General features: G+C 70.7%; 8 protein-coding genes. All 8 read right to left on the bottom strand.

Features of this window, described 5'->3' with window-relative positions; genetic code table 11:
- Positions 1 to 3,226 (bottom strand): GH32 C-terminal domain-containing protein (locus ACFFGY_RS22135; protein WP_377046712.1); only part of this gene is annotated, 3,226 nt, incomplete at its 3' end.
- An 84-nt stretch (positions 3,227 to 3,310) separates the two neighbouring features.
- Positions 3,311 to 3,748, bottom strand: coding sequence for a hypothetical protein (locus tag ACFFGY_RS22130; protein ID WP_377046711.1), 438 nt, complete (start codon positions 3,746 to 3,748; stop codon positions 3,311 to 3,313).
- A gap of 44 nt (positions 3,749 to 3,792) precedes the next feature.
- Positions 3,793 to 4,218: a hypothetical protein gene (locus ACFFGY_RS22125; RefSeq protein WP_377046710.1), complete on the bottom strand. Its 426-nt coding sequence runs from the start codon at positions 4,216 to 4,218 to the stop codon at positions 3,793 to 3,795.
- Between the two features lie 2 nt (positions 4,219 to 4,220).
- Complete coding sequence (locus ACFFGY_RS22120; RefSeq protein WP_377046709.1) at positions 4,221 to 4,976, bottom strand: hypothetical protein; 756 nt, start codon at positions 4,974 to 4,976, stop codon at positions 4,221 to 4,223.
- Positions 4,977 to 6,182, bottom strand: a complete 1,206-nt coding sequence (locus ACFFGY_RS22115; protein ID WP_377046707.1) for a carbohydrate binding domain-containing protein — start codon at positions 6,180 to 6,182, stop codon at positions 4,977 to 4,979.
- Positions 6,183 to 6,185: 3 nt separating this feature from the next.
- Positions 6,186 to 6,413 (bottom strand): hypothetical protein, encoded by a 228-nt coding sequence (locus ACFFGY_RS22110; protein ID WP_377046706.1) that lies wholly within the window; start codon positions 6,411 to 6,413, stop codon positions 6,186 to 6,188.
- 12 nt (positions 6,414 to 6,425) lie between these two features.
- Positions 6,426 to 8,045 (bottom strand): hypothetical protein, encoded by a 1,620-nt coding sequence (locus tag ACFFGY_RS22105; protein WP_377046705.1) that lies wholly within the window; start codon positions 8,043 to 8,045, stop codon positions 6,426 to 6,428.
- Positions 8,042 to 12,544 (bottom strand): transglycosylase SLT domain-containing protein, encoded by a 4,503-nt coding sequence (locus ACFFGY_RS22100; RefSeq protein WP_377046704.1) that lies wholly within the window; start codon positions 12,542 to 12,544, stop codon positions 8,042 to 8,044. Before ACFFGY_RS22100 ends, ACFFGY_RS22105 begins: the two co-directional genes overlap by 4 nt.
- Positions 12,545 to 12,632 lie beyond the last annotated feature (88 nt).

The raw sequence follows: 12,632 nt of genomic DNA, 5'->3' as shown, positions 1-12,632 counted from the left end.
CCAGCATCTCCCAGGCCTGCGCCCCGGTGAGGCCCGAGCCGTTGGTCAGCACCACGGTGAAGGGTCCGACCGCATCGGGCGCAGCCCGGCCGCTGTGCGCGATGCGCCCGTTGAGGAAGACCTCGATCAGCGAGCCATCGAGGAACACTTCCAGCGCCACCGGCTCGCTGCCGATCTCGGCATCCCGGTACCAGTAGGGCGTGCCGGTGCTGCCGGTGTTGATCCGCAGCTTGCGGTCAGCGGCCGAGGCCGGATCGTAGCTCACCGTCGCGAAGGCCTCGCCCTTGCCGTTGGTAACCGTCACCGTGGCCTTGCCGCCCGCCGCGGCCGTGGCCTTCACCCCCAGGCTGGGCTCGGGCACCGAGAGCAGCGCGGCGTTGTCCACCAGCTGCGCTGGCGTCGCGGTGGTGACGGGTCCGTAGAGCGTGTTCTTGAAGGCGGCCGACGCCACGTCGAGGCGGTTGCCGTTGCTCAGCGTCAGCAGCACCGGCTGCGTCATGCAGCCAGACCAACCCCGGGCCCGCATCTGGTCGATGGTGATCACCTCCTTCGGCCAGGCCCAGAGATAGCGGTTGCCGTCGGAGTGCAGGAAGGAACGGCCAGCGTAGGCGCTGCCGGAGAATACCCGCCCCTCGGCCTCGCTCGTGAACACGCCGTTGGTGATGGTGCCGATGAACCAGTAGAACAGCCCGCCGGAGCCCCAGACCAGCACCCACTTGCCGCCGATCTCGAACAGGTCGGGGCACTCCCAGACGAACTTGTAGCGGGCATCGGTCGAGGGCAGCCGGAAGAACACGCCCACCGCAGCCCAGCCGTCGATGCCGTTGCCGTTGCTGGTCTGGTACAGCTTGATGCAGGCCGAGGTGGCGTCGGTGGAAGCCAGGATCATCGAGCGCACGCCGTTCAGCCGGAAGGTGTGCGGATCCCGCGCGGTGCCGGTGGTGCCGTCGGCGGTGAGCGTGGCGCGCGGCAACACCGGCGTCAGGCGCTTGGTCCAGGTGTAGCCTCCGTCGGTGGAGGTCGCCACCATCTGCTGCTCGGGGCTGGGCGTGGTGTAGTAGGACAGCAGCGTGCCGTCGTCGGCGGTGTCGGCGCAGCCCGACCAGGCGCCGTTGCGGTCGATCGCGCCGGGCGTAGGAGCGATGGCGATCGGCTGGTGCGTCCAGTGCACCAGGTCGGTGCTGGTGGCGTGTCCCCAGGTGGTGCGACCGCCGATGTCGGCGCTGTCGCCGGCGCCGACCCCGGCCACCGGGTTCCACTGGTAGTACAGGTGGTGCACGCCGTTGATAGTGCGCACGCCGCAGGGGTCGTTGAGGTAGCCGCGGCGCGCCACGAAGTGCCAGCGCTGCCGCGCCAGGTCGGCGCTGAGCGGCGTACCGGTGCCGGGTCCCTGGCTGCCGCCGGCAGCGGCGATCTGGTTGGGCAGCGCCGTGCCGGGCGCGCCAGCGCAGGCCGCCTGGAAATCGGCCGTGGCCGGTGCTGGCGTGTAGAGCCGCGACAGGCCGAAGGTGCCGTTGAACGGGCGCAGGCGCAGGGTGTTGAGCGACGACGGGCTCGGCGTGGAGAGCCACGACACCGGCCCGCCGTTGAGGCACAGCCCCATCATGCCCGAGCGCCACAGCAGGCCGAGCCGCGCCGCAACGCCCTGCACCATGAAGCCGGTGGAAGGCCCGTGCGACACCGTGCCGTTGCGCGTGACCCGCAGCTGCGGCGCCATGCCGTAGGGCGGGGTGTACACCTCGATGCTGTTGTTCGCCGTGCCGTCGTCCAGCCGCAGGATGGAGCGGTCGGTGATCATCACCTCGGTCAGCACCAGGTCGAAGATCAGCGCGCCCTGCACCGGCGCCACCGCGTCGAAGGAGCTCAGCGGAATGCCTGCGCCATCCTCCGCCCGCGAGGTGGCGGCAGGCGCGCCCACCGGAGGCAGGGTCGGCACGCGGGAATAGGCGTCACGGGTGACGCGGGGCAGCGCCAGGTTCATCACGAAGTCGACCGCCTCGTTCGCCGCCACCGTGACGAAGAAGTACGGCGCCATGGCCACCGTGGCGGCGTCGCGCATGGTGTAGGTCATGCGGTACTCGGACGGCGCGCTGGTGATCGCCCGGCCGACGCTCTCGATGCTGCTGCCGGCGGCGGAGGCGGTGCGCTCCACCAGCCGCATGCGCGCCAGCGGGTTCGCGGGCGGCGTGGTGCCGGTGACGGAGGCCAGCACGGCGCCGGTGAGGGTCTGGTCCTGTGCCGCAGGGATGCCGGTGACGGTGTCCAGCAGCAGGCCCAGGCTGGTGACGGCCGTGGGCGTGCCCACGAAGCGGATCGAGAAGGTCGGGTTGCCGTTGGCGTCGGGCGCCACCCCCACCACCGTGGTGGTGAAGGAGGCCGCGCCGCTCAGCGTCACGTTGGTGGGCAGGGTGCCGGGGCTGCCGGCCACCGCGCCCTCGAAGCGGCTGTTGCGCAGCAGGTTGGTGTGCGCGCCCTCCATCACCAGCGCACCGGCCACGGTATAGGCGGGCGTGTCGGCCGCGACGGTCACCAGCTTACCGGTGGCGTCGTAACCCGTGGCGCCGGACGCGCGGGTGAACACCGCGCTGGTGATCAGCGCGCGCAGCGCCGCCACCGAGTAGCTGACCAGGGTCAGCGCCGGGGCCACGCTGCCCGACAGCACCCAGGCGCCACCGCCGACGTGCAGCGCCGTCACGGTCGCGCCAACGCCGGAGGTGCGCGGCTCGCCCAACGCCTCGATGGTCTGGCCGCTGCCGGCCACGAAGCCGACCGCGCCGGCGCCACGCTGCGACACCGAGAACTCGAAGCCCGCCGCCTGCGCGCTCAGCGTGATCGCCGCGTCGCTGGTGCTGGCATAGAGCAGGCGGCGGCCGAGGTCGTCGGCGGTGATGCCGCGGCTGCCGGTCAGCTGCGCCAGGCCGCGCAGGAAGCTCGCCTTCGTGGCGAGCGCGTCGGCGGTCGTCTGCGCGTCGGCCTTGTCGGCCAGGGCCTGCGCGGTGGCCTCGGCATCGGCCTTCTCCGCCAGCTGCTCACGGGTGGCCAGCGGCGCCACCGCCTCCCCGATCGCCGTCGCGACCGCGTCAGTGCGGGCGAAGGCGGAAAGGTCGGGCTTGAGCAGGGCCGGCGGCACGCGCACCGGCTGGCTGCCGTCGTGGCCGAACAGGGCCGGTACCGCGTCGAGGCTGGTGGCGAGCGGCGCGCTCTTGAGGTCGATCGTCTCGGCCATGCGTGGCTCCATGCGAGATGGCGCCGCGACCCGGAGGGGTGCGACGTGGGGTCGGGCGGAAGGGAATGGAGGGAGGCCGGGGCCTCAGGCGGCGATGAGCTGCGTCCCGCCGTAGGTCAGAAGGATGCCGTCGAAGGCCGCGGCGCCGGCCGGGATGCCCGGGTCGGGCGGCGGCAGGACGGTGGAGGCGACGGCGTCGAAGGAGCCCTCATCCGCGGTCGGCGTGGGATCGGTGGTCGAGAAGCGGATGCGGTAGGTGCCGGCGAGCGGCGTGGGGATCTCGGCCTGGAAGGAGCCGATTGCCACCCTGGTCACGGTGGGGTTTGGCGTCTGGTAGGTTCCGTCCGGCCGCAGCACGCGGAAGGTGGCGCCGTCGACGGACCACGGCTCGTCGGTGCCGACGATGAACACCTCGCCCAGCAGCATGATGCTGTCGCCCTGGTACCAGCGGTTCCGCCGGGGACCGCCGCGGCGGCCGATCAGCAGGCGCGCCTCCACATCGGGCACGTAGCTCCCGCTCATGAGCAGTCTCCAGTGTCAGGGGGTGGCGCAGGACGCGCCGGGTGTCAGTCGATCGCGGCCGCGGCGCGGAAGAGGTCGTCGACCTCGGCGTCATCCAGGTCGAGCAGCTGCGCCAGGGTCAGCAGCGCCGGATGGTCGCGCCGGTAGGTGTCGGCGTTCTCCCACCACTCGGCGATCTGCTGCGCCTGGATGCTGCGCTCGTCGCTGTCGGGCAGGTCGTCGGTGTCGGCCAGCATCTTGGCGATCGCAGCCTTGGTGGCCTTGAGCAGGGAACGGCCGTCCCGCAGTTGCGCCGCCGCCATGGCCTGGCGCCCCTGAACACGGGTGACCGAATACGGCACCGGTGGAACGAAGGGCGCGATCTCCAGACCATCAAGGCGCGGATCGTCCGGCTTCACCGCGAAGAGGACACCTTCGTCATCGGTGAAGGCGACGTCGGTGCCCTCGGCATTGGCGTAGACAGCCTGCATGGTCACTGCCTCCCACAGGCGATGGACACCCGGACTTCCTGAAGGTTGAAGGTCTGTCCGTTGCTGGTGGCCGCGGAGAGCCGCATGCTCCGGCCCTCTGCCAGGGGGGCGCCAAGATCCCAGGCCATGGTGATCGGCATGCTGACGCTCGAGCCCGCCGCCACGCTGAGTGCCCCCACCGTGCTGAAATCGACATCAGTCGCGGTGTCACCCACGTTGCGCAGTACCGCGCTCGCCAGCAGGTCCAGAGCGCCGGCCTGCGGGTAGCCGCGCACATAGCCGTTGAGCCAGAGAAACCGGGTGCCTGCGGGGATCGGGCTGTAGATGAAGACCGTGGTGGCGGTCAGCGGATAGTTGCCGCTGTAGTTCCCGGAGACCGGCTGCAGGGGCGTCCGGACCAGGCCGTCCGGCAGCCTCCCCTCGCTATCCAGCAGCACCGCATCGCGCGCGAAGACGTCGGGGAAGATGTATCGCGTCTGCCCGTCGGGCCAGTTGATGAAGGCGTTGCCGTTGTCCCAGCGTAACAGCAGGGTCTCGCGCGTGATGGTGTTGGGACTGCCGGCGACGTAGCGGCCGCGGAAGATCTGCCACTGCGAACCGTCGGCGTTGACCTCGCGCCAGGTCACCAGCCAGCCGGTGGCAATCTGCGTCCCCGGGTGAAGGTAAGTGGCAGGCGTGGCGCCGAGCTGCGCCGCCCCCGTGCCCCCGGTGGTGGTCGCCACCATCGACATATCGGCGGAATGGATCTGCTCGGCCATTCAGCGGTCTCCCTTGATGGCGATGTCGACCGAAGACAGCTGCCCGCGCGCGTCCCACTGCTGCAGCAGCCGCGGTGCCGGGATGGCGGTGAACTTCCCGAAGATCGTGCTGCGCGCCGGCCGGGTGGTGTCGTGCACCACCAGCACTTGGCGCTGCGTGCCGGCGTCGAGCCCCAAGCTCTCGATCGCCACCGCCTCGGCCTCGCTCAGAGAGGCGATGGAAAACTGCATGCGCCGCAGCGGCGCCGTGGTGGCGCTGTCGTCGGCGCCCGGTTGGTAGTTTTCGGCCGAGGGATTGCGCGCCGGCCGCACGCCGCCGCCCAGCCAGGCGCGGCCCAGCTGCAGGTAGGCTTGCGCGGCGGGCACGTTGATCTGCGCCCACCAGTACCGGGCCGACTTCGCCGCCGGCAGCGTGTAGGACCAGCCGTCGCGCGTCATCGCGAAGTCCAGCGCCCCGGTGTCGAGCACCTCCACCCCGAAGGGCTGCTGGTTGCTGGCGCAGATCCGCACCAGGCTGCCGGCTGGCGGACGGAGCCCGTCGAAGGGCGCGCCGAAGGCCACCACGTCCACCGCCATGGCGGCGCCCAGGTCCACCGCCAAGCGCGCGCTCTTGCTCCCCACGGCATAGGTCGGCAGCGCGTAGAGGGTGGCACCGTCCAGCGCGTAGGAGAGCGTGCCGGTGTCGGTCACGAAGTACAGGTTCGCCGTGCCCGTGCGCTGCGCGGTAAAATCGAGCGTCAGCAGCTGCCACGCCGTGCCCTGCGCGAGGTTGCTCATGGGCAGGCCGAAGGCGGCCGTCGCGGCGTTGACCACCAGGATGGCGTTGCCGCTGACGCTGGCGCCGTTCGCGCGCCGCACCCACACCTGCACGCGGTATTTCTGGCCGCCCTTTACCGCCGCCGTGGTGCCGACCGAAGCGTTGCTGGTGGCGGAGTTCGAGTAAGCCACAGCCGCGTTGGACGTGCCGTCGTGGTTCGCGACGTTGCCGGTGCGGGTGGTGTTCGCCCCGAGAACGGCACCGTTGGCGCTGTCCGTGGACACCACCGACGAGGTCTGCGCCTCCACCGTGCCGGACGTGCGCCACACCTCGCCCAGGATCGAGGTGCGCAGGTTCTCCACCCCGAGCCCGCCCAGCGCGCCGTCGGCCGCCAGCACCGTCGAGGCGGCGTCGATCAGGTTGGTCGCCCCGGAGATCAGCGCGGGCATGCGTCAGGCGGCCGTCCGTGCGAGACGCGCCAGGCGGAGCTCGTCGTGGATCCCAACCAGGGTGGCGCGAGCCGTCTCCGTCGCCTCGAGCTGTGCCACCGCCACCGCGAGGCTGCTTTCCAGCGTGTCGTCGAAGTCCGGCAATCCAACCTCCCGACCGAGCGCGGCGATCGCTGCACGCACGCGCGCGCGCCGCGCCTCCTGCGCGAGGGCGGCCCTGTCTTCAGCCATGGTGATGATCCTTCAGCCCCAGAGGGTGGCTTCCATGTCGTCGCCGGCCCCGGAGATCGAGGTGACGATCCAGTTCTGTCCCGCGAGGCGGGGAAAGTCGGCGGTGATCTCCTGCCCGACGTCGAGCCGGTGCCCCCACCAGCCGACGGGCACCTGCCAGATGCGGCGACGGACGCCGTGGCAGTCCAGCAGGTACTGCGCCTGCGCCAGGGCATCGGCCTCGTTGCGCCAGCCGGTCTCAAGCGGCTCCGGGTTCAGGGCCGCCGGGAAGGTCGAGAGGATCGACACGTCGTAGCGCGAGGCGGTGCGGTAGCCGGTGGAGTAGTAGTCCAGCTGCGCCGGGTCGGCAGCGATGGTGCCGAGCAGGTCCCCTGCCCCCTGCACCTGGCCGAGGATCTGGTACCGGAGCCGCTGACCCCACCGGGGCTTGCTGCCGGCGACCTCCTCGAGGCCCTTGCCGAAGCGGTCAATCGCGTCCTGGATCGCCCAGCGCGGGATGTTCAGCGACGCCGTGGCGCGCCCCGGCACCGGCAGGCGGCCGAAGCGCACGCGCCCCAGCCGATCCGGCCCCCACCAGCCGGCGCAGGAGCGCAGCACCCGGTCCAGGGCGTCCGCCACCGTGCCGGAGGTGAACAGGAACCCAGCCTGGTTGTTGGGTAGGGTCGACACCGTGGCCGGTAGCAGTCGGTCGGCCGTGATCCCACCGGGCCCCCGCAGCAGCGACAGGGCGATGCCGCCATGGCTGGTGTCGCCGGCGCTCTGCGCGTCGCAGGTCACCATGCCCTGCGGGTTAGAGGCGAGGCGCAGGTAACCGGCGGCAAGGCATGTGTCGTAGGTACCGGCGGCAGGCTTACCGTTGAGCAGCGAAGCGACGTCGGCGTAATTGCTGCCGGGCTGCAGCGGGTAGCCCTTGTCCCGCACCGCGATGACGGTCGACAACGGCGCGGAGCTGATCTGGTAGAGCAGCTGAGCCGCCAGGACCTGCGTCGGCTGCATGTTCGGCACGATGCCGAGCAGCAGCGGCCGGTTCTGCCCGGTGCGCACGGCGTCGCCCTCCAGCCCGCCAGTGCCGAGGTAGGTGGCGCACACCGGCAGCGAGAGGTCGGCGGCGGCGTTCTCCAGCGCGATGCGCGGCGCCGTGGTGCCGATCGCGGCGCTCGAAACCCGCAGCGACGCCACCGTCACGAACTCGGCGCTGTCGGCGCGCAGCAGCGTGCGGTGCGGCCCGCGCCGCAGCACCGCCGGCCGCCCAACCATGCTCCAGTCGCCCGCTACCTGGTCGAGGCGACCGTCGGCGTTGTCCAGCGTCGCCTCGGCCGCCGTGGCGGTGCCGCGCGCCTCGCTCTCGGGCAGGATCGGGATGGACAGCGTCAGCAGCGGCGCCTCCGCCAGGCGCGGCGGGTAGGTGACGTTGGGTGCGGCGCTGTCGCCCGGCTCTCCGGTCCAGCCGCGCTGCGACAGCTTCACCACCGTGACGGCCGCCGTGACGCGCGCCGGAAAATCCTGCGGCCGCGCACCCGGCGGGTAGGCGCCGGGCATGCCCCAGGGCGCCGTCACCAGACCGGCGAGCAGCGGGGCCGACCCGAGCTCCAGCAGGAACTCGGCCGGGCCGGCGGAAAGCGAACCGCTCACGAGGCCTTGCGCTCCAGCCGATCCTGCCGGATTTCGGCGATCAGCTGCTGCAGCAGCGCCTTCTGGTCCTGCTGGACCGCGAGCTGCGCCTGCGCCACCGCCAACGACTGATCCAGGCTGTCGGTGAAATCAGGCAGGCCCAGACCGATCGCCAGGTTCTCCACTGTCGAGCGGATGCCCTGCACCAGCATCGCCTGCTGCGGCGAGGAGGCGTAGTTCAGCAGCCCAGCCTGCTCCACCGCAGAGGCGGCGCTGGTCACAGCGGACAGGTCGGCGTTGGCCGGGCCAGCAGCCCGGGCAGCATCGACCGCCGCGGAAAACTGCCGCTGCGCCTCGGTCAGCTTCGCCGACGGCGACAGGGTGTTGTCGTTCAGCGCCTGGCTGTCGAGGTAGCCTGTCAGCACCTTGGACTGGCTCTGCAGCTTCTGCAGCGCCGACAGCTGGTCCGACGTCGCCGTGGCGGCAGCTTCCTGCGCTGCCGTGGCCGCCTCGGTGGCCCGGGCGTTTGCCAGGGTCTGCGCGGCGAGGCTGACGATCGCGTCGTCCCAGCCGGTGAAGGCCTTCGTCACATCCTCCAGCTGGCTCTCGTTCAGCTGGTTCAGGATCGCCACCGCCTGGTCGACGTACATCCCTTCCGGGTCACGCCCCAGCTGGCGCATCAGCGCGGCGTTGTCGTTGTAGTAAGTCCGGACACCACTGAGCTGGGTGATGTAGTCCCGGCCCTGCGCCGTCCGGCGGGCCGCATCGTAGGTGTCGGTCTGCGTCGCCTGCGCCGCCGCCACCGCCGCCGCCTGGTTCTCCGCGAGCTTCGCCGTTTCCAGGCCCAGCTGCGAGGCCTTGGCAATGGCGTCGTCGAAGGGCTTGGTCAGGGTGTCGAGCGAGGCCTGGAAGCGCTGGGCGGCGTTCTGGTTCTGCTCGATGGTGCCGGACAGCACCTTATAGGTGCCGGTGAACCACTGGACGTTGCTGAGCAGCGTATCAGCGTCGTCCGAATGGGCGATGATGCTCTGGATCTCGCTCGAGGCGGCCGACGCCATGGACTTCACGATGTCCTGTGCCGCCTGCTTCACCAGCGCCGTCGTGCCGCTGTCCGAAGCGTCGTAGCTGAACTTCTGGCCGTCGGCGTACTGCAGGGAGAGGCCGTCCCGGCCACCCACGGCCACCTGGTAGGCGAGCGGGGTGGTGGAAACACCAAGCGCCGTGCGCAGCTGCTCCGCCATGGAGGAGATGCTGTCGGAGATGGTCTTCGCGCTGTCCCGGTTCTCCTGGCTGAACTTCTTGCCTTCCAGGCCGCCCTCGGTGCCGACGCCGGACACCAGGTCCATGCTGTAGGTGCCGGTCTTGTCGCTCGGCCGGGCCCCGAACAGGCCGCCCAGGGCGCCGCCGATGGTGCCGCCGATCGCCATGCCAACGGGGCCGCCGAAGGCGCCCACGGCCGTGCCGATGCCGGTGCCGATCATGCCGTTGGTCTTGTTGCCGCCGAGGAGGCTGTTCGCCAGCAGGCCACCACCAATGCCGATGCCCGCGCCGCCCAGCCAAGCACCGGTCCCGGTCATGCCCAGGAAGGAGGTCGGTGCGGTGGCAGCCATAGCGGAGGACGCCGCGCCGCCGCTCATGTCCAACGCGAAGGCGCCACCCGTGCCCATGCCGGCCGCCGTTGCGCTGGCGCTGGTGGCTGCCGTGGCCGCACCGCCACCGATGCCCAGGAAGCCGCCGATCTTGGACAGGCCGCTGGTGATGGAGCCGACGGACGCCAGGCTGGACAGACCGGACAGGAGGCCGCCGCTGCTGCCCCCGGTAGCGGTCACCACCTTACCGGCATCGGTGACGTAGCCGATCGCGCCGCCCGAGGCGCCGAGGACTGCCGGCGCGGCGCTGGCGGTGCCACCCAACAGGGACCCAATGCCACCGAGCGTCCCGAGGTTCGTTCCAAGGACGGCGTTCTGCAGCGGGTTGATCAGGGCCAGCTTCAACATGAGCTGGATGACCTCGGACAGCAGCGCCTTGGCCACGCTGGCGAAGCTGACGGCGCTGTCCTTCCCGTTCACGAAGGCCTCGGTGACGGCCTCCCCGATCCGGTCGAAAGCCTGGGTGCCGAAGCTCTGAAGTTCCTGCCACGAGGCGGCAAGCTGCTGGTTCTGCACTCGGAGCTCGGCCGCCTGCTGGCTTGCCGCCCGCAGACGATCGGCTTCCGGCGTCCCGTCCGCGCCAGCCTCGCGGATCTGCCGCTCGGTCTTGTAGGCCGCAATCGCCTTTTCACGCTCAACCGTGTTGGCGGTGATCAGGCTGGTCTCGAGCTGCAGCTGCTCGTTGGCCTGCTCCGTGTCCTTGATCGACCCCAGGAGGGCGCCGGCGTTCACCTGCGCCTGCTGTGCCCGGTAGACGCGGGTCAGGGTCTGCACCGCGTTCGTGTAATCAGCAGTGCCCTCGGCGCCGTACTTCAGGGCATCGGTCTGCGCCTTGGCCACCACTGCGGCGTCCTGCACCGCGGCGTTGCCCTGCAGGATCACGCGGTTGCGGGCGACCTGGGCGTCCGTGTCGAGCCCGACCTGGCGCACGGTGTCCACCAGCGCGTCGTTGAGCTCTGACTGCTTCCGGGCTCGAGCTCCGGCGATGTCAGGCGCATGCCCTTCCGCTTCGGCCTGCCGCACCTCGGCCATCTCGGCCTGCTTCAGGTCGCGGGCGGCGCCGGCCGCCTCCGCCATAATGGCGGTGCGATCCTGGAAATCCTGCTGCCGGCGCTGCTCGGGCGTCTTCAGCGCGTCGAGCGCGGCCAGCTGATCGCGAAGCAAGGCGTTGTACCGGGCCTGGCTCTCGGTATCGAGGCCAGGAGTGGCGAGCGCGCTGCGGGTCTGGGCAATCTTCTCGTTCGCCGTGCGGATCTGGTCCGGCAGGACATTGGCCGCGCGCACCCGCTCGTTCGCGATGCCCAGCACTTCGGCTTGGGAGGACAAGGCTCCACCACTGGCCACCACCACGCCGTTCTCGGTGCGGTTCGGCGCTACCGCGCGCACATAGTCCCACGTTTCCTGGGGGAGCGTGGCCTTGCCGGCGAGGAACTTGTCCACCCGCCCAGGCCCCGCGTTGTAGGCGGCCGCCGCCAAGCTCTGATCGCCGCCGTACTTCTCCAGCAGCTGGCCCAGGTAGCGGATGCCGCCGGCAATGTTCTGGGCAGCGTCGTTGGGATCCACACCCAGCCCGGCAGCGGTCGCCGGCATCAGCTGCATGGTACCCAAGGCGCCGCTACTACTGGCGAGAGTGCGGCCGTTCACTTGCTGCCGGTAGCCGCTCTCCCGGCCAGCCACCGCCAGCGCGAAGTCCGCCGGCACATTGGTGCCGGCAACGCTCTGGCGAATGTATGCCTGGATGTCCGAGGCGGAAGACGTGTTGGTCAGGCTACCGGTGGGCACGACCTGGCCGGTGGAGTGGTCAATAATCCTCGGCCCGGTGCCTTCCACCCCAGCAAAGCGGTTCAGGAAGGCAGCCGGGCCACTGTCGGCGGACAGCAGGAACTTGCCGATCGCGCTGTTGCTGAAGCTATCGCTGAGCTCCTGCAGCTTGGTGATCAGGCTGGCGATGCCCTCAATGCCCGAGGCAATGCTGTGCACCAGGTCGGTGCCGAGCCCGACGATCAGCGGACGGATAGCGTTCCAGACCCGTGTGGCTGCCTGCTCCGCCTCGCTGAGGGACCGCTGGAAAGGGGTCTGAGCATCCGTGGCGCTGCCGGCCGCGCGCGAGAGCGCATCCATCAGCACCGCACCGGCCTCAGCCCGCCGCCCGAGGTTATCCAGGCTCTCGATCGTGCGGAGCGTGGCGTCGTCCAGCGTGCGAAGATCGCTCGCGGCGAGCTGGCGTGCGGTCTCGGCCGGGCGGCGGAGACCGGCCGCCATCTTCTCAGCCGCCTGCGGCACCGTGGTGCCCAGCATCACGGCCACGTCGCCGGCCACCTGTTGCAGGCGGCGCAGGTCCTGCTGCGTGCCGGCATAGGTCGACACGCCACCGAGGGTCACGCCAGCGGCGCTGGCATCCGAGGTGGAGAGGTCCGTCGATCCCGCCAGCACCCGGGCGTTCACGTCCACGGCCTGCGCTAGGGTGGCGTAGTCAGCGCGCGTCGCCCGCAACCGGGTGGACAGGCTGAGAAGCGCTCGCTCCTGCTGTTCCGCCGCCGCAACCGAACCAACGATTGCCACTGCCAGACCGCCCACCAGCAGTCGGGTCGGCGTGAGGATCTGGCCGAGGATCGAGAGGGCGGACTTCAGGCCGCCGACCGCGTCCACGGCCTGCGGGCCCTGCTGGATGATTGGATAGAACAGGCCGCCGCCGGACAGGACCTGAACGCTGAAGTCGACAACCTGCGCTGTCAGGTTGCGGATCTGGTAGCCAGCAAGGCCGAAGGCGCCCGTGGCCTTGGTGGCAGCCACACTGACCTCATCCAAACCCTTCGCCGCCTTGGAGCCTGCGTCCTTAAGCGCCTCGTGTCGGACCTTGGCCTGGGTCACGCGCTCGTTGAGGTTCTCGATTGCTCGCTGAGCCGCCGCAGCCTTCTCGCCGCCGGCCGCGAGGTCGCCGGTCAGCTTCTGCTGTGCC

This window comes from Roseomonas elaeocarpi, assembly GCF_042433915.1.
GTDB lineage: Bacteria > Pseudomonadota > Alphaproteobacteria > Acetobacterales > Acetobacteraceae > Roseomonas > Roseomonas elaeocarpi.
The sequence above is the reverse complement of the archived record's forward strand: the minus strand, read 5'-3'. Positions and strand labels throughout refer to the sequence as shown.

What these genes read in the sequence shown, in the direction of transcription:
- ACFFGY_RS22125 (WP_377046710.1), bottom strand. Translation starts at nt 4,218, where the DNA reads ATGCAGGCTGTCTACGCCAATGCCGAGGGCACCGACGTCGCCTTCACC.
- ACFFGY_RS22115 (WP_377046707.1), bottom strand. Translation starts at nt 6,182, where the DNA reads ATGCCCGCGCTGATCTCCGGGGCGACCAACCTGATCGACGCCGCCTCG.
- ACFFGY_RS22110 (WP_377046706.1), bottom strand. Translation starts at nt 6,413, where the DNA reads ATGGCTGAAGACAGGGCCGCCCTCGCGCAGGAGGCGCGGCGCGCGCGC.
- ACFFGY_RS22130 (WP_377046711.1), bottom strand. Translation starts at nt 3,748, where the DNA reads ATGAGCGGGAGCTACGTGCCCGATGTGGAGGCGCGCCTGCTGATCGGC.
- ACFFGY_RS22120 (WP_377046709.1), bottom strand. Translation starts at nt 4,976, where the DNA reads ATGGCCGAGCAGATCCATTCCGCCGATATGTCGATGGTGGCGACCACC.